The 19,828-nt window shown below is 39.1% G+C and carries 22 protein-coding genes and 1 pseudogene; 18 read left to right on the forward strand and 5 right to left on the reverse strand.

Annotated elements, in window-relative coordinates; genetic code table 11:
- Positions 1-22 precede the first annotated feature (22 nt).
- On the reverse strand, positions 23-1,879 hold the full coding sequence (locus ACQV1I_RS12595; protein WP_236645860.1) for a serine hydrolase: 1,857 nt from the start codon (positions 1,877-1,879) through the stop codon (positions 23-25).
- A gap of 205 nt (positions 1,880-2,084) precedes the next feature.
- On the opposite strand from ACQV1I_RS12595, the gene ACQV1I_RS12600 reads away from it, so the two are divergent.
- Complete coding sequence (locus ACQV1I_RS12600; RefSeq protein WP_116334661.1) at positions 2,085-2,849, forward strand: hypothetical protein; 765 nt, start codon at positions 2,085-2,087, stop codon at positions 2,847-2,849.
- Positions 2,850-2,942: 93 nt separating this feature from the next.
- Here the strand turns inward: ACQV1I_RS12600 and ACQV1I_RS12605 are convergent.
- A pseudogene (locus tag ACQV1I_RS12605) lies at positions 2,943-3,266 on the reverse strand (Tn3 family transposase); the annotation flags it as partial.
- Between the two features lie 152 nt (positions 3,267-3,418).
- On the opposite strand from ACQV1I_RS12605, the gene ACQV1I_RS12610 reads away from it, so the two are divergent.
- From ACQV1I_RS12610 to ACQV1I_RS12625, 4 genes are all read left to right on the forward strand, one after another.
- Complete coding sequence (locus ACQV1I_RS12610; protein ID WP_116334660.1) at positions 3,419-4,807, forward strand: PLP-dependent aminotransferase family protein; 1,389 nt, start codon at positions 3,419-3,421, stop codon at positions 4,805-4,807.
- 199 nt (positions 4,808-5,006) lie between these two features.
- Positions 5,007-5,867 carry a PhzF family phenazine biosynthesis protein gene (locus tag ACQV1I_RS12615; RefSeq protein WP_116334659.1) on the forward strand — a complete coding sequence of 287 codons (861 nt, stop codon included), beginning with the start codon at positions 5,007-5,009 and terminating at the stop codon, positions 5,865-5,867.
- A 285-nt stretch (positions 5,868-6,152) separates the two neighbouring features.
- Positions 6,153-6,527, forward strand: a complete 375-nt coding sequence (locus ACQV1I_RS12620; protein ID WP_236645865.1) for a GNAT family N-acetyltransferase — start codon at positions 6,153-6,155, stop codon at positions 6,525-6,527.
- Positions 6,505-6,771, forward strand: a complete 267-nt coding sequence (locus tag ACQV1I_RS12625; protein WP_116334658.1) for a hypothetical protein — start codon at positions 6,505-6,507, stop codon at positions 6,769-6,771. The genes ACQV1I_RS12620 and ACQV1I_RS12625 overlap by 23 nt, the downstream gene beginning before the upstream one ends.
- Before the next feature lie 802 nt (positions 6,772-7,573).
- Here the strand turns inward: ACQV1I_RS12625 and ACQV1I_RS12630 are convergent.
- The 3 genes from ACQV1I_RS12630 to ACQV1I_RS12640 are packed head-to-tail and all read right to left on the reverse strand — an operon-like array spanning position 7,574 to position 9,579.
- On the reverse strand, positions 7,574-8,821 hold the full coding sequence (locus ACQV1I_RS12630) for a DUF4153 domain-containing protein (RefSeq protein WP_116334657.1): 1,248 nt from the start codon (positions 8,819-8,821) through the stop codon (positions 7,574-7,576).
- 48 nt (positions 8,822-8,869) lie between these two features.
- On the reverse strand, positions 8,870-9,085 hold the full coding sequence (locus ACQV1I_RS12635; protein ID WP_017153334.1) for a helix-turn-helix domain-containing protein: 216 nt from the start codon (positions 9,083-9,085) through the stop codon (positions 8,870-8,872).
- Between the two features lie 11 nt (positions 9,086-9,096).
- On the reverse strand, positions 9,097-9,579 hold the full coding sequence (locus ACQV1I_RS12640; RefSeq protein ID WP_104031226.1) for a DUF2975 domain-containing protein: 483 nt from the start codon (positions 9,577-9,579) through the stop codon (positions 9,097-9,099).
- A 1,436-nt stretch (positions 9,580-11,015) separates the two neighbouring features.
- On the opposite strand from ACQV1I_RS12640, the gene ACQV1I_RS12645 reads away from it, so the two are divergent.
- From ACQV1I_RS12645 to ACQV1I_RS12705, 13 genes are all read left to right on the forward strand, one after another.
- Complete coding sequence (locus ACQV1I_RS12645; protein WP_236645859.1) at positions 11,016-11,252, forward strand: hypothetical protein; 237 nt, start codon at positions 11,016-11,018, stop codon at positions 11,250-11,252.
- Entirely contained in the window at positions 11,231-11,797 is a 567-nt protein-coding gene (locus tag ACQV1I_RS12650) for a hypothetical protein (RefSeq protein WP_236645858.1), read from the forward strand. Before ACQV1I_RS12645 ends, ACQV1I_RS12650 begins: the two co-directional genes overlap by 22 nt.
- A gap of 138 nt (positions 11,798-11,935) precedes the next feature.
- A complete protein-coding gene (locus ACQV1I_RS12655) occupies positions 11,936-12,322 on the forward strand; it encodes a hypothetical protein (protein WP_236645857.1) in 387 nt (128 codons plus the stop codon).
- 618 nt (positions 12,323-12,940) lie between these two features.
- On the forward strand, positions 12,941-14,566 hold the full coding sequence (locus ACQV1I_RS12660) for a multicopper oxidase family protein (RefSeq protein WP_094702166.1): 1,626 nt from the start codon (positions 12,941-12,943) through the stop codon (positions 14,564-14,566).
- Positions 14,567-15,239: 673 nt separating this feature from the next.
- On the forward strand, positions 15,240-15,446 hold the full coding sequence (locus tag ACQV1I_RS12665) for a DUF2933 domain-containing protein (RefSeq protein ID WP_094702164.1): 207 nt from the start codon (positions 15,240-15,242) through the stop codon (positions 15,444-15,446).
- 3 nt (positions 15,447-15,449) lie between these two features.
- Complete coding sequence (locus tag ACQV1I_RS12670; RefSeq protein ID WP_094702162.1) at positions 15,450-15,716, forward strand: hypothetical protein; 267 nt, start codon at positions 15,450-15,452, stop codon at positions 15,714-15,716.
- A 72-nt stretch (positions 15,717-15,788) separates the two neighbouring features.
- Positions 15,789-16,031 (forward strand): hypothetical protein, encoded by a 243-nt coding sequence (locus tag ACQV1I_RS12675; protein ID WP_116334656.1) that lies wholly within the window; start codon positions 15,789-15,791, stop codon positions 16,029-16,031.
- Positions 16,032-16,036: 5 nt separating this feature from the next.
- Entirely contained in the window at positions 16,037-16,261 is a 225-nt protein-coding gene (locus ACQV1I_RS12680) for a hypothetical protein (RefSeq protein ID WP_094702158.1), read from the forward strand.
- 59 nt (positions 16,262-16,320) lie between these two features.
- A complete protein-coding gene (locus tag ACQV1I_RS12685; RefSeq protein WP_094702156.1) occupies positions 16,321-17,028 on the forward strand; it encodes a response regulator transcription factor in 708 nt (235 codons plus the stop codon).
- Complete coding sequence (locus tag ACQV1I_RS12690; protein WP_116334655.1) at positions 17,025-18,425, forward strand: sensor histidine kinase; 1,401 nt, start codon at positions 17,025-17,027, stop codon at positions 18,423-18,425. The genes ACQV1I_RS12685 and ACQV1I_RS12690 overlap by 4 nt, the downstream gene beginning before the upstream one ends.
- 2 nt (positions 18,426-18,427) lie before the next feature.
- Positions 18,428-18,640 carry a hypothetical protein gene (locus ACQV1I_RS12695; RefSeq protein WP_094702152.1) on the forward strand — a complete coding sequence of 71 codons (213 nt, stop codon included), beginning with the start codon at positions 18,428-18,430 and terminating at the stop codon, positions 18,638-18,640.
- A gap of 391 nt (positions 18,641-19,031) precedes the next feature.
- Positions 19,032-19,112 carry a hypothetical protein gene (locus ACQV1I_RS12700; RefSeq protein WP_328588856.1) on the forward strand — a complete coding sequence of 27 codons (81 nt, stop codon included), beginning with the start codon at positions 19,032-19,034 and terminating at the stop codon, positions 19,110-19,112.
- 235 nt (positions 19,113-19,347) lie between these two features.
- The gene (locus tag ACQV1I_RS12705) at positions 19,348-19,803 is read left to right on the forward strand and encodes a hypothetical protein (RefSeq protein ID WP_116334653.1); all 456 of its coding nucleotides are present in this window, start codon (positions 19,348-19,350) and stop codon (positions 19,801-19,803) included.
- Positions 19,804-19,828 lie beyond the last annotated feature (25 nt).

Consider the following 19,828-nt stretch of genomic DNA (forward strand, 5'->3'; position numbering starts at 1 on the left):
CGTGATGCTCTACTTTGCCTTGTCATCGGTTTCTGAACAAATCATAAGCCGGCCAATCTTTGATGCGCCCAATAATCGTCCACACCAGGTTGTCAAGGTCGGTGCGCATTCTTTCCAATTGTGTGTCGTTACGAGAGTTGACTAACACGGCCCAACAATATCCGTGATGTGCCCGCACAACGATAGAAGTCGAACCTGGTATGTCTCCGTCATGAAAATAATTACCTGAAGGATGAATGGCCCATCCCTTTGCGTAATTTGAAGGGCTTCCATCTATTCTTGGTGCAGTCGTGGTTGTATACATTGTCGCTAGGGATCCTCTGTTCAGGATGTCCGGCTTAGAGGCGAAACGATCCACGCGAACGAGGAAACGAACGAGATCCGTTGCAGACGCAATCCAACCTCCATGTGCGTCCATGCGAGAAACCCGGATCGTGTAAGGATTCCATCTGCTTTGGGGGTAATATACAACTTCGTTCGTTCGACGATCCGCGAGAGTGTCACCGGCAATATGCATATCCGTAATACCGCAGGGCGCGAGGACGTGCTGTCGAACATAGTCAGCATAGGGCATACCTGAAACGCGTTCAATCACTCGGCCGAGCAGCAAGTAACCAAAGTTGAGATAATCGAAAGTCCGTCCCGGCACATAAGTCAATGGTGCGTTATCGTCATCAATCATCCTTGTGATAAGCTCGTCTTGATTTAAGTTGAAATGGCTAAACATCGGATCCTGTTTTTGCGCCCAGCCGCTGGTATGTTCTAGAAGATGTTGTACCGTTATTTGGTGGATATTTTTGCTATATGGCTGTTTCCCGTAAGTGGTACCGAGGATAGAGTTTGGACCAAACACTCTATCGCCAAGATTTAGCCGTCCAGCTTCGATCAATTTAAACACCGCTACCGAAGTAATCGGTTTCGAGACGCTGGCTATTCTAAAGAGGTGATTGGTTCTAACTGGTTCGTTGGTTGCCTGATTGGCAAGGCCAAATCCTTGAGCGAAAACTAATCGCTCTTGGTAGGTGAGAGCTAGGGATACTCCTGGGATCCTGTGATTGTTCATGAAGGTCGTCACAGTCTGCTGGATGAACGCTAGGTCACTATCGGATAAGTAAGGCTTGTGCCATATTGCTGCATATCGCACTTCTCCGCGCAATGGATTTCCATTAACCTGAACAAGACGGAATCCTCTGGACAGCATGGAATTAAACTCAGCTTGATACTCAGCAGGACTCAGGCCGTGGCGGGCTGAACATGTGAGAGCTGGTCCTTTGATCCAAATCGCCGCATAATAGTTTTGGTTGGCAACCTCGTATCCACTTACGCGCCACAGTATAAATCCTTGGTTGCTCCAGTGGTTGAACTCAGCCTGGTACTGAGCAGAGCTTAGGCCATGGCGAGCGACCCAATTGACGATTGGAGATTTATCCCAAATTACTGCGAATCGAGGCTGACCAGCTACGGTATACCCGCACAGGTCTATTAGTCGAAACCCTTGCGAAATAAGGTTGTTAAATTCGGCTTGATATTGATCCGCGGTCAAGCCATGGTGAGCGCGCCACTCCGGACCGGTCGTTTTTTCCCAGAGGGATGCGTAGCGATCTCTGCCGGCTACTTCATAACCGCTGACGCGTACTGGACGGTATCCTTGAGCAGTCATGGTCCTAAATAAGGCTTGATGATCCGCGGAGGATAGTCCGTGCCGAGCCTGCCACTCCGGACCTGGCGACTGTTCCCAGACAGCAGCATAACGATCGACTCCACCTACTCCGTAACCACTAATATCGATGAGTCGATATCCTTGGGATACTAGTGAGTTGTATTCAGCTTGAAATTGGGGGGATGTAAGTCCGTGCCGGACCTGCCATGCATATGCCATAAAACACACTCCTCGTAACATTGTCTGATAAAATAAAGTATTAGAGTAAGTGATGCGGGTATCTGGGTTGGAAATAGGTTGGCTTATAATTACGTTTATTTTCAATAGTTATAATTATGCTTTATTACTCTGGAGCTAGTATAGCTATATGAAAAAATTTATTCTATTATTTTTGCTTATTGGAACAGTAGGAGTATATTTTTACATGAAGGAAAGTGCTAATGGAAATAATTCGAATTACTTAACGAGTACCAAGGAGACAACCATTTCTCCAATTAAGAAAGAAAAGAAAGAGGTAGAAGAAATAACTAAGGATTACTATGATGCTCTTATTGCAGATAGATACAATGACGCAGCGTCCTTTATAAGCTCACATAAAACGAAAGAAACTCTATCAAGAAGGATACAAACCGAGATGAGTAAAGCAAACTCCAAGATTAAATCTTATAAAGTCAACGGTATTACTCCATTAAAGAATAATCTATATAAAGCGTCTGTTACTCTTACTTATCTCAGAGAGAATCAACATGTAAAATCAGAAGAAATTCTCCTAGTAGAAAAGAAAAATGAAAAGAATTGGGAAATAAAAGAAGACAATATCTTAGAAAATACAAAGCTTGATTACAAAATTACAACGGATGATAGCTCAATTCATATAGGAACCATTGAAAAACAGGAAGATACCACTGGCCATTATTTAGCTATTACGCTATTGAACAAGAACAATACTCAATATATTAAGGTAGGGGATAAAAAAGCTCCATATGCGGTCATTAGGAGCAAACCTATACCAGTTCAAAGATTAATGATTCCTCCTAATCAAAGTGCTCTAATATTAATACCGCTTAAGGAGAAAGTTACACCAGATGATCTAGAACTAATGGAATTCTATAGAAGTAAGGCTGAAGGGGTACCGATAAATAAAATAAACATCTCCATATCGTTAATAGGGGTACCGCCAACATTTTAACGCTAAAAAATATACGCTAAGCCCTCACACATGAACGGCATGGCGTTTTTTCTTACTCTAAGCAGGACCGGGGCGTGGTACCCGGACCATAGATCATTCATCCCCCTGTAGTCTAAGTGGCCGCAATGAATTAAGAGAAGTATTCTGCCTGAAATTGAATGTGTATTCGCCCAAAAAGTTGAAATGCTCCCACCCAAGGGGCGAAATATGATGTAGAAGTTCATCCTGAATCTTGTCTTGCTTTTTTCGATATTCTATTGTTTGCAGCAGATATACAGTATTCCAGACACTAATCGCATTGATGATAATGTTCAATGCGCTAGCGCGTTGGAGCTGATCTTGCAAAGCACGATCTCGTAGTTCGCCATGTTTACCAAAAAAAATTGCCCTGGCCAATGCATACATGGCCTCTCCTTTATACCTTTCAAGTGAGGCACTAGGGCGAAGAATAACCGGGGATATAACTATCGGGAGGTTAGCTTAGGAAGTGAATCACATTTATCAAAGTTAATGTACTTGTTAAAATAACCACACAATCATATAATTGTGTGAAAAAAGGATGTAAAGCGATGCCTGTAAATTCATTTGAAAATTATCCGATGAGCTGGAAACCTGTCATAGATAGAACGCTGAAACCGCTATATCTAACGTTAGCTAATCAACTTGAAGAAGACATTATAACCGGTTCTTTACTTCCAGGAACAAAATTACCTCCGCAAAGAGAACTAGCGGATTTTTTGGATATCAATGTGAGCACTGTATCGAAGGCTTTTAAAGTATGTGAATTGAAAGGTTTATTAAGTGCAACAGTAGGCAGTGGCACGTTTGTTTCCTTTGATGCATTATCCAATTCCTATTTGCTTAGCACCGACAAGCAAAAGAATGTCATTGAAATGGGGGCAACCGTTCCGGAATCTAATTCTTATGAGCCGCTAATGTTACAACTTAAAAACATGGTGAATGAATCGGACTTTGGAAAATGGTTCAGTTATAGTAGACCGGATGATATGCTTTGGCAGAAGGACGCAGCTTTAAGACTTATGAGTAAGGGCGGTTATAGTGCGGATGCTGACAGCATCTTATTTGCTAACGGTGGGCAAAACGCTATAACAGCAGTTCTAGCTAGCCTTTGCAAACATGGTGATAAAATTGGTACGAATCCCCATACTTACTCTGGTATAAAAACAACAGCCGCTATGCTAGGTATTCAATTAGTACCCATCAAAAACAAAGACGGAGAAATGAGCGAAGAAGCACTTACTTATGCTTGTAAAAATGAGAATTTAAAAGGCATATATCTTATACCGGATTATCATAATCCGACTACTGACAGAATGTCGCTTGCTCGCAGGAAAGCTATTGCAAGAGTGGCAAAAGAACATAATATTTTCATCATTGAGGATGCTACTTACCATCTATTGTGCAAGGAGTCTATACAGGCTATAGCCACATTTGCCCCAGAACAAACAATTTATATAGCTAGCTTATCGAAAGCCGTTGCACCAGGACTTAGAATTGCTTATGTATCCGCGCCTGAACTATATAAAAAGTCGCTTTCCAATGCACTTTACAACATGAATATTTCCGTTTCACCATTGTTAGCAGAACTTGCTGCTCGAATCATTGTCTCCAATAATCTCGATACGATTATTGAAAACAATCGAAAAAACACAGTTTATCGAAACCAATTAGTAAGTGAATACTTATCAGACTATGTTTGTCACGATGATGAAACAGGTATTTTTCGCTGGTTACAGCTACCAACCAATATTACTGGAGCAGATTTTGAAGCCCTCGCCTTAGAGCATGGTATCCAGGTATATGCTGCCGAACGATTTACGGTTGGGAACAGTATTCCTGAAAAAGCAGTTCGTCTATCCATTTGTGCTCCAAAAACGGATGAAGAATTAGAGAAAGGCTTAATGATATTACATCAACTTTTAAGTAGCCTTCATTAAATTGTTCGCCACACAATTATTTTATTGTGTGGTTTTTTAAAAGGGTGATAAGATAATACCAATCAAATTGGGGAGAATAGACGATGCTTAAGCAGACATATGAAATAAAGTGTCGTTTACATGCTTCTGGTACAAGTTATATTCTGATTACATTTTTCAAAGGAAAATAAAAACTTCTATTTCGAAAGGGGAGTAAATAATGAATCACCAAGTTCCATTCCAACAAGTAGATGTATTTACAGACATTCCATTCAAGGGCAATCCCGTTGCCGTGGTACTCAATGGCAATGAACTGTCAACGGAGCAGATGCAGGCTATCGCAAATTGGACGAACTTATCCGAAACCACCTTTGTATGCACGCCAATAGACCCACGGGCTGACTATAAATTGCGCATTTTTACCCCAAACAGTGAACTTCCTTTTGCAGGACATCCTACGATAGGGTCAGCTTTTGCTTTACTTAAACATGGTCTTAAACCAAAGACAGAAGGATGCTTGATGCAGGAATGTGGTAGCGGGTTAGTCTCTATTTTTATTGATGAGGATAAACTATTCCTTACGTTGCCTGAGCCACATGTAAAAAGCATACAATCTGCTGATGCGGCTAAACTAGCAAGTGCTTTGGGGGTAGATTCCAATAGTATTAAAGCAAGTGCAACGATTGATGTAGGAGCAGTATGGATGACTTTACAACTATCTAATGCAGATGAAGTACGAAGCTTGCGTCCCGATATGGCGAAACTCGCTACATTAATTCCATCAGGTGTAACAGGTGTCACCGTATTTGGACTAACTTCTGAAAATACAGAATCTAATCTTGAGGTGCGTTCATTTGCCCCAACCGAGGGAGTAGATGAAGATCCAGTGTGTGGTAGCGGTAACGGTTGCGTAGCAACACTTGTAAAAGAGCTTGAACTTATTGGAAAGCCGAATTACGTTGCTAGTCAGGGTCATTGTGTAGGACGAAACGGCAGGGTAGAAGTTCGATTTACGGATAACGGTAAAATCTTAATCGGCGGTCATGCTGTAACTTGTATCGAAGGTACACTAAAAATATAGTGTGGACACTTAATGAACGGGCAGGATTGCGTAATTATCATAAGAAGGGCTTTTCAAGGGGCTATCGGTGTGAGAATATGAATCAAAGCTCAGTTACAATCAGGGAGGGGTAGAGTTGCTAGATATAGTTAAAGCAATAGAAGAATATCAACACCAACAAGTACGTGAACTATTTTAGAATATGTAGATTCTCTCGGTATCGATTTAAGTTTTCAAAATATCGAAAGTGAATTGCAAAATATACCGGGGGAATACGCGTCTCCTGAAGGATGTATCCTTTTGGCTATGTATGATGAACAGCCAGCAGGATGTGTCGCTTTAAGAAAGATAGATGAAAAAACTTGTGAAATGAAAAGGTTGCATGTAAAACCAGACTTTAAGGGAAAAGGAATAGGAAGGGATTTAGCTTCGGCAATAATTGAGGAAGCTAAAAATATCGGGTATCGTTATATTAGATTAGATACTCTTCCTACAATGAAACCGGCGATTTCACTCTACCATTCGCTAGGATTTTATAAATATGGAGCTAAAGTTTTAAGTAAATTAGCAATTAAAATCCCATATGAAAAAAATATTGAGCAAAGTTTCAGACTGGGCTACTGGAGTTGGATTCGTCACTTTAATAGCAGGAAAAACAATGGATGGATATATTCAATTTAATCAATATAGAAAAAGTGGGAAAGAACTCTATCAATATCGCTTCCAAGATACTTCAGTTTATTTTAAACTTTTCAATTTTAAACCGTTCGATCATCAGTTTAATGATGTAGGAGATTGGTTTTTTGCTGAAAAACCATATTTTAATGTTGCACAAAAGACGAGTAAAATACTAGGAGTAAATACCATGTCATTTGGCATGGTATTTACTTTCTTTCATATGAAAGAACAGAAAGGTGTTATCTAAAATATGAATATGATGTCCAGAATAGTGCTTATGGTTCTGTTGGCTATTAGTGTAATTGGAATTTCATATGGTATCTTGTCGAACCAATTTCTTATTAAGTCTGATTCTTTTTTATTGAATGTATTCTTTATAATCACAGCTCTATTATCAATGAGCAGTTACTATAAAAGAAAGGAAAAAATTCTAGCTTTTCTTATGCTTTGCATTTTTATTTTATTAAGCTATACCTTTTTATTTTTGTAAATGATAAATTGTTATAGTTCAGTTACTATTCAAACAAAAAAGCCCCAAATTATTGAGGGCCCTTTTTTTGTTCAATGAACATCTTTACCATTTATGTTGCTTTTTTCTGTTATTTGAGAGCTAATCCCTTGTTATTATACGTAAAGCTAGATAGAGCTTTATCAAGGTTACGTTTAGCAAAATAAGCACCTGTATAGATCAGCCCTTAATTGAATAACTAAGAATATTACTTAATTCTTCTTTAACTAACGCCCCCTTTAGTGTAAGTACATCTTTTCACATTTAATCTAAATCAAACTCAAACTTAAAACCTGCAAGTTTAGCTTATCAAATACGTTTCATGTAGTCCTTTTTCGTTGGGCACATGAAACTGGACATATTTTAAAGAATCCAGTTGCAACAATATATTATGTCTTCTAGTTTGAATACCCTCTTTTTAACTTTAGTAATGAAAATAAGCCAAAACTATGCAACTCTGTATAAAAAGCTGCATAATATCGGCTCTAAGGATTTTATACGTTATAGAAGATTAACTTTTCGTTACATTAACAGAGCCTTTCTAATTAAAAATTATAGGAAAAGTAAATGTAACGAAAGCTGCCCAAAGTCCGTAGACCGGCAAATACTTAGTAACGGCATCTTGGATAGTTGAAGGTCCGGATTTGTTTTGTAGAAAACGCATATAGGAGAGCATAATCCAAATTAGATTTGCCCAGATAAGTATGTTTACTCCTAAAACAGCAAGTCTATTAGGCGTAATCCCATAAGAAGAAAGTCTGAACACAATGGCTGACAAAGCCACACTGTCAATGATAAGCGCAAGAACAATTAAGGCAAAATTTATATAATCTGAAATGTTCTTTTTCTCGTCTGAGTCGCTCTCGATAATGGAAAATATGGTAACGGCCAATACACCAAGGAGTATTCCGTTGAAGGCTATCAGGAAATTGCGGTCCAAGAATGGATTTTTTCCGACCCATATAACCGTTATAAGATAGATCAACAATGTGACCAGGACAAGAGGACTAAAAATTTTAGCTATATATGGTGTAATATTCTTAGCAAGTTTAAGATTCATTGATACCAGGTATGCAGCCACAATAGCGAGAGCGGCAGCACCAAATAAAACGACATTACTAAAATAGAAGTCTTCTATATCCAAGTCAACAAGGCTAAATAACTGCATGGTTAATGCTGCTAGTACCATTCCGCTAACTGCCATGCTGGCGTAGAGAATACAATATTCCAAATTAAATTTAATATAGGCTAATCTTGTACTGCCTTTTGAATATTCATTTCCTGTAAATGCAAGCCCTACCAATACCCATAAGAATATGGGAAGGTGTAAATAAGCAAGGATAATACTGTCTTTATAATTTAATGGCAGCATATTAAGATAAAACCCGGAAATTAGGAACAACGCTGCAAGGGAATAAATAACACTTTTTTTCGGAGTATTATTGTAAACAAAATAGGCAGCAATAAAGGGAATTATACCAAAAGCCAGGTTAATTGGAGCAATTGCTTCCTGTTCGACAAAATGGAAAATGACCCTGGTGCTTATCCCGGCCAGAATGGCTAAAATGCCCATGAATAAGAAACCTTTTTGAAGCAAGGAAGTTTTTTCTGTATTTGCCGTCTCCTTGAAATGCAATCTTTCATACCAAACACCAAGAACCTGAGAATCAGGATTTTGTTCCCATGCGTGTGAGAATGACTTTTTAAAAGCTTTCGGGTCTTTTCTATACATTCTCTCCAGCTCATGAGGGTTAACAATATTTTCAATAATCAAATTGTTAATATCCATAGTTATACCTCCCCTAATAATTGTTATATTAAGTTTCCTCCACAATGTTTAACTGTCTTCGTCACTTTTGTATTCTAAAATATCTCCTGGCTGACATTCTAAAGCCTTACAAATTGCCTCTAAAGTGGATAATCGAATCGCTTTTGCCTTTCCATTTTTCAATATAGAAAGGTTCGCCATTGTTATTCCAACCTTCTCCGAAAGTTCTGTTACGCTCATTTTCCTTTTTGCTAACATCACATCAATATTAATTATAATTGCCATTGTTATTCACCTCAGACCGTTAAATCATTTTCTGATTTGATATTAATTGCATCTTGTAAAAGTTTTTGGAGAACAGCCGCAAAGACTGCAATAACCATCGAAGCAAAAGGAACAACCAATCCGACAAAGATAACTCCTGGTGCGTCGTCTACTTCCGCAAAGATATAGAAGAGCGGCCAAACTAGCACATGCAAAATACTGATTGTGATGGCACAGTATTTGATTTTCTTTAAAGCTTTTACAGATAAATCGGAGAAAGCTTTATTTTTGTCAATATAGCATAAGAGTTTGAAAGCCTGATACAAAGCAAAGTAAAAAGGTATAGCCGATGCATCAAAAGCGATGAAAACGAGATATTTTATAAAAGCAAACTGTGGAAGCAATTTTGCTACAAGATTCGCCATCTCTGGCACCAAAAAGATGCACAGAGCAAGAACTGGGACTCCTAAAAGAATAACAGCTATTTTTAAAAACAACGTTATTACTTTTTCCATAAAAAGCACCTCACTTATTTATTCTGATTTTGATTTTAATATAAGTTTTATTGTTTTACAATAAATTTTTATTAATTTGAATAACATTTTTATTGTAGGTTTTTGTTTTAAGCAAAAATAAAAAGCATTCCTCATTCAAAGAAATGCTCTATAACTTTAAACCATTAAATTTATAACTTGTACAGCTAACCTGCCCGTTAGTTTAAGTGCAAACCTTCACAATCTCTTCTGTATTTCAAACACAAATATCCAATTTTCAATACGAGTCATTCTATTCAACAATCTGGCCCGATTGTTGAATAGAATGACTCGTATGTTAAAAAACTTTTTTATTTTTTAAATGACTCTATTATTTTTTAACTATACTATAATAATGAGAGGACAATATGTTCAATATATGTGCATATATCCTCTTTTTTGTACATAGTTGATTTGTTATATGGATATTAAAAAAGGTGTATAGTATGTCTATTATAATTATTAAAGAATTAAATATCGTTATTGTTGGAGGACGTAGCCCACAGCGGGAGAAGTAGTGAGGTCGTTAGACCGAGCGTCAAAAAGAATTGTTCTTGGAGATGAAGGTAATGAAGGTGCAAGAAGTAATTTTAGAGGATAACAGTAGGAGATACATGTTATTGGATGGTGAAGGTTTTCCTGTTCTTCCTGTGATGAAATATCTAAAGTAGCTAATAACACCGATTGATTGTCCAACACACTTGCAATGAAAGTGACCCCAATTAGATTGTTGATACCGGTCACTAAGTGAAGGAGCGTGCGATATGGCCGAACCAATTTGGATGGACAATCTTGGACATTAACCGTTCAAAGATCAACCACGATAGCAAAGTCTCCATTTCTGGAGGCTTTGTCTATATTAAGGAAGTCTTTGTAGATCGCGAAAATATCCGTAAACAGCAACATTGGAATATGGAAGACCATTTTCGATGTCTAGTATTGGCAAACATTAAGTATTGGTAAAATTAGTAGATTTTTATTAGCTTTTATTAATAGTGACGATGTCAGAGCAAGATTTTGAGGAGAGATTAGTTACTCTGGCAAAAGTTCAGGATCATGAAGGATACATGGTCAAATTAGAAAAAAATCAAGATAGCCGTATTTATTTGATGAAGCAAATTGTCCTGGGGTAGAAGTTGAAATCAGAAGCCACCAAGCATGCTGATGTTGAGAGTACGGAGTGTATTGCAGACGATAACGTGAGATGTCGTTATTTGAATAAAAGAGAGGGACAAGGCTAATGGAGCGTAAGAAGGTGGTTCGAACTGATATGATTAATGAATAGGACGAGAGAGTAAAGTACTGTATTTGATACGTTAAAAACTAAATCTCTAAATTGATCCGAAACAAATTTCTGGGTTCAGAAAACTCCGTCAACTTAAAGATATGCTGATCCTGATGAGGATTGTAAATGTGGAATGTCAAATAACAACAGGCCGAACATCTTCATTTCTGACCATCTGAAAGAGGTCATTCAAGAATTAACAAATTACCGTTACCCAGAAGGAGCAACTGGAGATAGAGCTGAGGTTCCACTTAAAGAAAATGACCACTCTATGGATGAATTGCGCTATCTGGTATGGAATAGCAAGGTATTCCACCAATTGCTTATTAGTAGATTTAATGATATACCTTGGAAGATTGCGGAGAAATAAACCATTGTGCCAATCGATGCCCTAAACAAGTTGATGAGAAACAACAGCCTAATGAAAATGTAAATCATGAAAATGATGAAAGTCCTATCAAAAAAGTAAATGTCTATGACGATCTGGAGCACGAAAAAAAAGAGAGTATGAAGCAGCTGATTCAATATGCTGTTGCAGCACAAGAAAGCCATATTCGAAGGAAACAGTCACTGATAAGTACGATCAATCATAAAACCATAGCAGTAGTGAGCCTTTATAATCGGGCAGGGTCCTCATTTGTGGTTAACAACTTAGCTATTGCATTGGGACAATTTGATTTACCCGTAGGTGTGTTAGAAGGAATTCAACCAATGCCCAAACTCTATACTTTTCTTGGTGGTAAGGAAAAAGAACCACCTGTCTGGAAGTGTTGGTATCATGAAGTAAAAAGTACGAGAAAAGTATGTAAGTATTGGGATCAAGAGTATATACTCCCTTTTATTCAGAAAGATATAAATTGGGTTTATGAAAATGTTAATTGGATTCCATTCATTCCACAAACCGCTAATAAATAGTATGCTCTTGGTGTTGCAGAATCTTTAACTCTATACTATACGGCTGATGAATTGCCCTTGTTATTCGTGGATCTTTCTCATGACATAGATTCTGGTTTTTCTAAACTTGTTCTAGAGGAAGCTGACGAGGTATGGATTGTGCTCGAACCAGACTTAATTCAGTTAGGGTTTATGAGTGACAGGCTAAAATATATTTCTAAATTAACCAGGACAACTCATCTATATACGATTATCAATAAGAGTCATCCTTACGTAGAACTAAAGAATTTAAAACATCAATTACAAAGGTTTGAGCAGTACGTTGATCCAGAACCACTATGTATCATCCCCTTTTCGGTGGAATTTCTAAAAGGTGGTACATTCAATCCTTTTGCATACTTAGATAAAACTGCACAGGAAATTCTTATTCAGCCATTTATTCCTCTAATTAAAAGGATGGTAAAAGAAAAATATGTAGAGAAATATATTTCAGCAATCGAGGGTAAAAGAGAAAAGAAACTACTTTTTAACAGATTTAGAATGTAATAATTGGAACCACTTTCTGTAATCATCTGTACTCAATTCATTTAAAGAAATTTATTCAAGATTTAGGGTTAGCTTCGGCCATCGTTCTGCTACCAACCAGACTGCATTCATTATCTGTCAGACTATGTATGTGTCCATATTAATTAAATAAAAAGGGAGGAGATATTTTTAACTAATCCATATCTTCTCCCTTTTTATTTGACGATTCTCAATCCTTCATGATGTGATTGATTATCCTGGAAAGAAGAATTACGCAAAAAATCTTAAGATATCAAAACAAATCCTAACTTGTTTTAAAGAATTTCTCTTCAACAGAGCACATTTCGGAAAAGGTTCAAAGGGAGATTGATACGATGTTAGAAATCGAGTCAGCTTCTGGAAAAGGTCATGAAGATATGGGGCATGGCAACATTGGGAATTCCTCCGAGATGAATCACTAATGCTACTTGTTTGCAGGATAGGATTTGAACAGAGTAATCGTATAGAAAGCCCTGTTTTTTAGTGTAAACTGAAACGTCCAGATGGAAATAATTAAAAATTTAGATTTCTCCATGGTTTCCACACATTTTTTATTTATAATTATTACGAATCAGAAAATGAAGTGGAGGTTCACGATAAATGAAAGGAAAATTAAAACTATTACTTGCGATCGGTGCGATAGGCATCGTGGTAGCAGGTTGTGCTAATTTTAGTGGTAAAGACGAGTTGGAAATGAATAGCACCCAGAAGACCACAGAGAGCCCTTCTAATTCCAATCAATCAGGTAACATTGTTCTCACAAAAGAAACACAAAGAGTGGATGGCAAAGAATTTACCATCACGGCACAAGCGAGCAATTTGAAGGTGTCTAATGAATTGACTTTGCCTGTCTGGACATTTAACAATTCTGTGCCCGGTCCAGAGATTCGTGTCAAAGTCGGAGATACGGTCAAGATTAACTTAAAAAATGAACTCGAGGAACCCGTCTCCATTCATTGGCACGGTTACCCAGTCCCCAACGATATGGATGGTATCCCAGGGGTCACGCAAGATGCTGTCGTTCCAGGCAAAACGTTTACGTATGAGTTTGAGGCTACTGTCGCAGGTACGTACTGGTATCATTCGCATCAAGATAGCGTTAATCAGCTCGATAAAGGGCTCTATGGTTCATTGATTGTGGAAGATCCAAATGATAGCTACGATCGGGATTACACGCTTGTACTTGACGAATGGATGAGTTCTGGCAGCATGGATATGGAAACCAATACGAATGATTCCAGCCAAACGAATAAAAGTATGGAAGGCATGGACCATAGCAAGATGAACATGGGCGACATGAGCGGTATGGATCACAGTCAAATGAACATGAGTGACATGGAAGCTATGAAAGGTCACGATATGAGCATGTATAATCTGTATACCATCAACGGGAAGACAGGCGGTGCCATTGATAAGCTAGTGGTTAAAGAAGGTGAGAAGGTGAGAATTCGCCTGATCAATGCGGGGTATCTCACGCATACGATGCATTTACATGGACATGAATTTAAAGTGGTTGCCTCCGATGGTCAACCTGTAAATAGCCCTGCTGTCATTACGGATCAAGGGATTGCCATCGCTCCAGGCGAGCGTTATGACATAGAGTTTACAGCGAACAATCCTGGTTCTTGGCTGTTTGAAGAGCATGGTAGAGAAGATAGAGTGAAAAACATGAGAGCTGTCATTGCATACGAAGGATCTACCGTACAGACTGATGAATCCAACGCATCTGAACAATTACCACAATTCAATCTCATGAAATACGGTAAACAAGCTGAGACCAAGTTCTCCTTGAATCAATCCTTTGATCAGGATGTTCTTCTGAATCTGAATACCGAAATGAAGGACGGAGAGATGGTTTATACCATAAACGGAAAGGTATTCCCAAATACCGATTCTATTAAGGTTGATAAAGGTAAAAAAGTAAAGGTCACCTTTGTGAACCAATCGAAGACCGATGATCATCCGATGCACCTACACGGACATTTCTTCCAAGTTTTAAGCAAAAACGGACAACCGCTTGATGGAGCACCTGTTATTAAGGATACCCTCAACGTGAAGCCAGGAGAAAAATATGTGATCGCATTTGAAGCGGATAATCCAGGAGATTGGATGTTCCATTGTCACGATCTGCATCACGCGTCTGCAGGTATGGTTACGGATGTAAAGTATAATGATTATCAGAGCAACTATACCCCTGACCCGAGTGTTGACAATAAACCAGAATAACATGAATAAACTCCTTGGGTGTTTCGTACACCTTCAGGAGTTTTTCTTTTTATAAATTATTTAAGGCGCAGCAACTGATGTGCACGATTACGGTACTTAAGGATATCAAGATAGCCCCAACCTCAGGGTTAAGGACGATTCCAAATGGAAACAGAATTCCTGCAGCATGTGGAAAGCAACGATATTATAGCCCGTTGCCCACCAGAGGTTCTGCATCACTTTTCGATAAGTTGCTTTTTCCAATGCTAGCACATCATTGTCACCATCACCGTCGTTCGTAAACCCTCTTACTTTTGGATCTGCTCAATTTTATCTGACTTTTGATGAGGGAGAACTTCGTCGAAGATTTCATCGCAACCTGTCGTCTACGAGGGTACAGACGACCATTTTGCCTTCCACTGACCATTGATTGAAGCGTTCTTTATCGAAGGATAGCTACTTTTCCTTCACAAACACAGGACTTACCCAAGAAATAAGGTTTAAGAGGTTGCCCTAATGGTATAGAAGCACCGTAGGGGCAATCGGCAATCCCTTTTTCTTTCGTCGATTCCAGCCCAGAGATCTGGTTTGCGTTGTAATCTGATTTCAGACACATCGATCCTCCATGGTTTCCACACATTCTTGATCTACAATACAAATATACAAAGCTTTGTTGGATATGGAGGAGTTAAAGATGGATTGGACATGGTTATTACTACTCGCGTGCCCCCTCATGATGTTTGTGATGATGTTTGGTATGCGTGGAGGTCACGGACATGATAATCACGGGAAAGGGACTCCTGATGATATGCAAAGGATGCAGAGAGAGATAGATGAATTAAAGGCACAGAATGAGAGAATGAGAGATACAGATGAGTTTGGTCACCAAAAGGAGGAATGAACGTTGAATTGTTGCGGAAATCATAATCAAGGAAACAATAATCCGAAGCATGCTTCACATGATGGACACGGTTCAAACACACACAATTGGATGATGACACTATGCTGTGTGCTTCCCATTGCACTTGTTGTCCTTATTGTCTTGATTAATGTGTATCGAGGCGAACCAACGAACTATCTACTTAGTGGAATCCTATTGATTTGCCCACTTTCTAATATGATTCTTATGCCACTCATGAACAAGATAAATAATCGGAAACCATCAAATTAACGGGTAAATTGCCATTTGCTTAAGAATGATGCTGACAACATTTCGTTTGTAGGGATAGAAGGAGGTCCAGAAATGAAAAAGGTAATCTGGCTTTTCGTGATCTCGATTCCCATTATCCCGATAGAAATAGGGATTCTTATCAATTTCGAGTCTATGGAGCATTTTACCTATACGCTATTAGGTTCTTCAGGACCTTCTACCGAGACTCCAAGTGGAATGGTGAGGAAAAGCTATAGTGATAAAATGGGAAGAACTAAAAAAGACCACACTTGCCTTCTAATAGGCACAAAAAAATCACAACGTAAAAGGGATTGAAACCATTGGATTGGTCGTGGTTAATTGCACTTATGTGCTCATTGATGATGCTGCCGATGATTTTATTAATGATGAAGGAGAATAAATCGGAGCAGTCGGCATCTGATGAGCAGCAGACAAAGATGAAAATGGAACTCGAAATGTTGAAAGATCAAAACAATACCATGAGTAAAATCTTAGAACAGGTCAAGCAAAAGAGAGTTATCGAGATAATAAACGTTACACGTTGAATGGATGGTTGTATCATTTACATTTGGGATAGAATTTACACATAAAGAAGGTGATTACAATGGCGAAGATTCAGGTGCTTGTGGTTGATGATGAATGGAATATGCGGAATCTGCTTCGCATTTATCTGCTGAAAGAGGGCTTTAAGGTCAAGGAGGCTTCGTCTGGTTATGAGGCGTTGTCGATGATGAAGCAGCATACGTTTGATCTTCTGATATTGGATGTGATGATGCCAGGTATGGATGGTTGGCAGGTTTGTAAAACCATTCGGGAAACCGAAACCATGCCGATCCTCATGCTTACAGCCCGTTCGGAAACCAAGGATAAAGTACATGGGCTTGGCATTGGAGCCGATGATTACTTGACGAAACCTTTTGAACCTGAGGAATTGTTGGCACGTGTATTTTCGTTGTTAAGACGCTCTATGATCAATCAAGCACAAAGGCTTCAAGAAACGCTCATGGTATTTCAACATCTTAAAATACATGCAGAAGCTCGTGAAGTTCATATTCATGAAGTAAGCATTGATTTTACACCGAAAGAGTTTGATTTGCTTCTCTATCTAGCAAAAAATAGTCAGCGCACGTTTACTCGAGAAGAATTGGTTGAACGATTATGGGGGTATGAGTATACGGGTGATACTCGTGTCGTGGATACCCACATCAAGAATATTCGCGAAAAGTTACAACGCGCAGGACTTGGCTATGATCCTATTCAAACCGTTTGGGGAGTAGGCTATAAATTTTCAGCACAGGGAGGAGAAGGATGAGACGCAATCGGATTGGGATGAAATTAGGATCAGTCATCGCTGCGATTTTTTTTATCGTTCTCCTCTTTCTTGGCATAAGCCTTTATCAGATGTTTTCAAACTTTTATCACACGGAAATGAGAACAGAGGTTACAGAGATGACCTCTCATTTCACTACCATGGCGGAGACTACGGAAACCTCTTCGGAGGAAATGATCCTGACTTTCGCAGACTTTTCAAATGTAAGCATGTTTTATATCGATGCAACAGGTGAGATTACGCTTCATTCAGGCGGCCACAACGCTGCGGATCGGTCGTTTATCCGGCCAAAAGATCTAAAACAAATTTTTTCAGGAAAGACCATTAACTTAGAACATGAAGATCTATTAGGCAATCGCTATATGGTGATTGGTCAACCGATCTATCAAGATAATCAGATATCTTCTGCCATTTATGTGATGGCATCTACGCAAAGCATGGATAAATCTCTTGCTGCGGTGCGAAATCTGTTGATCCTCTCAGGCGTCGGAGCTTTCTTGCTTGCGATGGGGATCACTTGGATTATGGCATTACTCTTTTCACGACCGCTTATCTTGATGCAACAAGCGACGAAGAAAATTGCTATAGGAGAGTTAGAAACCCGACTAGACATCCATAGTAAAGATGAAATCGGTGATCTGGCAGCAGCGATCAATAATTTAGCCGCTGACCTGCAGCGGTATCGAGATACACGACAAGAGTTTTTCGCAAATATCTCTCATGAGCTACGAACACCAATCACTTACTTGGAAGGTTATGCGAAGGTCGTGAAGAACCGTTTGTATACGACCGAGGAAGAGAAAGATCGCTACCTGGACATTATTTATCAAGAAGGTGTACGTATTCAGCACTTGGTGGATGATTTATTTGAACTCGCCAAGATGGAAGAAGGAAAGGTCAGTCTGTCCATGGAATGGGTGGACTTGAAGGATGTTGTAGATCAAGCAGTACAGACGGTTTCGCTGAAAGCGAAGGAAAAAGGTTTAGAACTCGTTGTTCATCCCTCTGAATCTGTTCCGTTGATTCGTGGCGACGGAATGCGCATGGAGCAAATTATTCTCAATCTGTTGGAGAATGCGGTCCGTTATACCGAAAAAGGTCATATTGATGTTCATCTTCATTGTACATCTAGCACGCTCTCTCTTTCGATAGAGGACACAGGCATTGGGATACCTGAGGATGAGCGCCCTTATATCTTTGACCGCTTCTATCGGGTAGAGAAGTCAAGATCACGGCAAACGGGCGGTACGGGGCTCGGCTTGTCGATCGTGAAGAAATTAGTCGAACTGCAAGGTGGCTCCATTGAGGTTAGAAGTAAGAGGGGCATTGGGACTAGTTTTACGGTTCAATTCGTTCTCCCGACGATGCAGGAGGAATAAACATGAAAAAATCGGACTGGCTCATTGCCTTGTTTTTTATGGCAATTGGATTGATGTGTTTAACTGTTTCAGCTTCTTATTATCGAACCGACTCGTTTTCGAGTGGATTCCGTATTTTCAATTCAGCGTGTATTTGGATGGCGATTATGGGTATAATCATTTATCTCATATATCGATTTGTTCGGTTCAAACAAGGGAAAGGAAAGAAAGGGTGACTTCGGTGTGGAGTCACTTTTTTTGTTATTCAGAAAATAAAAGTTTCACTCTATTTTCTTTGAGTAACCTTAAGAAACGCCTCTGTCTAACAACTGCGAAGCCATTTTCTCTTGGCTCTACACATTTTCTTCATCGTTTCTATATATTTTTTCTCTACAATAAACCTATCTTATGGAGAAGGGAGATTTGAAGAAAATTATATTATCCGTTGTCATCATTGCTGCTCTACTTGGCTCTTATCTTATTCAGGCAGTACATATGCTGTTAGTGATGTGACACTGAGCGCTTCTGTTGATAAGGTCGTTGGGACTCCATATCTATGGGGAGGAACAACTATAAAAGGATTTGACTGGTTCAGGGTTCATCCAGTACATATTTAAAGACTTAGGAGTGAAACTGCCTCAAACCACGAAGGAACAAGTAAAAGTCAGAAACAAGGTGGAGAAAAAAAACTTCGTGCAGGCGATTTAGTCTTCTTTAACACCGAAGGTAAAGGGATTTAACATCCCAGGGATCTATATGGGCGATGGAATGTTTGGACACACTTCTGTAGGTAAAGGCGCAGAGGTCAGTAAATTTTCAGAGTCTTATTATGCGAAACGCTATGTCACAGCTCGCCGTGTACTATCTGATTAACATTATCTAAAATCCATAGCTAACCCTTGAAGTAACTTCATAGATTTGAAAGATAGGGAGGGAGATTTTTTTGAAAAAATCAGTTTATTGGATAAAGGCTTCGGTATTATCTATCATTGTTGTCGCATGTGCTATTCTCATTTCGTTTTACTTGCAAAAGGATGAACCTATCAATGAAGTACAGGCGAATCCACCTGAAGCCATTACATCTTTAGTAGAGGAACGGTTTGGAGTAGAGAAAGACTGGCAGCAAAACGGTAAAGAGAATCTCTACACCACCAAATTACTTGAAGGAGAATTAGCTTGGGAGAGCATAGGTGTGATTCAAACCGATACGGACTGTGAGGCAGATGAGAAGCGAATCAGCCAATGCCATAATCAGATCGAGCTAGATAGTGGTCAAACCATCACTGTTATAAACATCCATAACATGATGAATTACGCTTGCTTTAATCCAGGCGAAAAGGTCAAGATCATTCCATCAGAAGACGGAAAGTGGATGACTCTAAGTAAGATACCATCTTAAACGCCATGGAAAGGAAGGGAGGAAA

This window comes from Brevibacillus sp. JB24b (assembly GCF_051713385.1).
In the GTDB taxonomy this organism is placed as follows: domain Bacteria; phylum Bacillota; class Bacilli; order Brevibacillales; family Brevibacillaceae; genus Brevibacillus_B; species Brevibacillus_B laterosporus.

Coding starts and splice junctions, on each gene's coding strand:
- ACQV1I_RS12600 (WP_116334661.1), top strand. CDS start 2,085: ATGAAGGAAAGTGCTAATGGAAATAATTCGAATTACTTAACGAGTACC.
- ACQV1I_RS12660 (WP_094702166.1), top strand. CDS start 12,941: ATGAAAGGAAAATTAAAACTATTACTTGCGATCGGTGCGATAGGCATC.
- ACQV1I_RS12635 (WP_017153334.1), bottom strand. CDS start 9,085: ATGGCAATTATAATTAATATTGATGTGATGTTAGCAAAAAGGAAAATG.
- ACQV1I_RS12620 (WP_236645865.1), top strand. CDS start 6,153: ATGTATGATGAACAGCCAGCAGGATGTGTCGCTTTAAGAAAGATAGAT.
- ACQV1I_RS12695 (WP_094702152.1), top strand. CDS start 18,428: ATGAAAAAATCGGACTGGCTCATTGCCTTGTTTTTTATGGCAATTGGA.
- ACQV1I_RS12675 (WP_116334656.1), top strand. CDS start 15,789: ATGAAAAAGGTAATCTGGCTTTTCGTGATCTCGATTCCCATTATCCCG.
- ACQV1I_RS12610 (WP_116334660.1), top strand. CDS start 3,419: ATGCCTGTAAATTCATTTGAAAATTATCCGATGAGCTGGAAACCTGTC.
- ACQV1I_RS12645 (WP_236645859.1), top strand. CDS start 11,016: ATGTCAAATAACAACAGGCCGAACATCTTCATTTCTGACCATCTGAAA.
- ACQV1I_RS12625 (WP_116334658.1), top strand. CDS start 6,505: ATGGATGGATATATTCAATTTAATCAATATAGAAAAAGTGGGAAAGAA.
- ACQV1I_RS12615 (WP_116334659.1), top strand. CDS start 5,007: ATGAATCACCAAGTTCCATTCCAACAAGTAGATGTATTTACAGACATT.
- ACQV1I_RS12640 (WP_104031226.1), bottom strand. CDS start 9,579: ATGGAAAAAGTAATAACGTTGTTTTTAAAAATAGCTGTTATTCTTTTA.
- ACQV1I_RS12685 (WP_094702156.1), top strand. CDS start 16,321: ATGGCGAAGATTCAGGTGCTTGTGGTTGATGATGAATGGAATATGCGG.
- ACQV1I_RS12690 (WP_116334655.1), top strand. CDS start 17,025: ATGAGACGCAATCGGATTGGGATGAAATTAGGATCAGTCATCGCTGCG.
- ACQV1I_RS12595 (WP_236645860.1), bottom strand. CDS start 1,879: ATGGCATATGCATGGCAGGTCCGGCACGGACTTACATCCCCCCAATTT.
- ACQV1I_RS12630 (WP_116334657.1), bottom strand. CDS start 8,821: ATGGATATTAACAATTTGATTATTGAAAATATTGTTAACCCTCATGAG.
- ACQV1I_RS12665 (WP_094702164.1), top strand. CDS start 15,240: ATGGATTGGACATGGTTATTACTACTCGCGTGCCCCCTCATGATGTTT.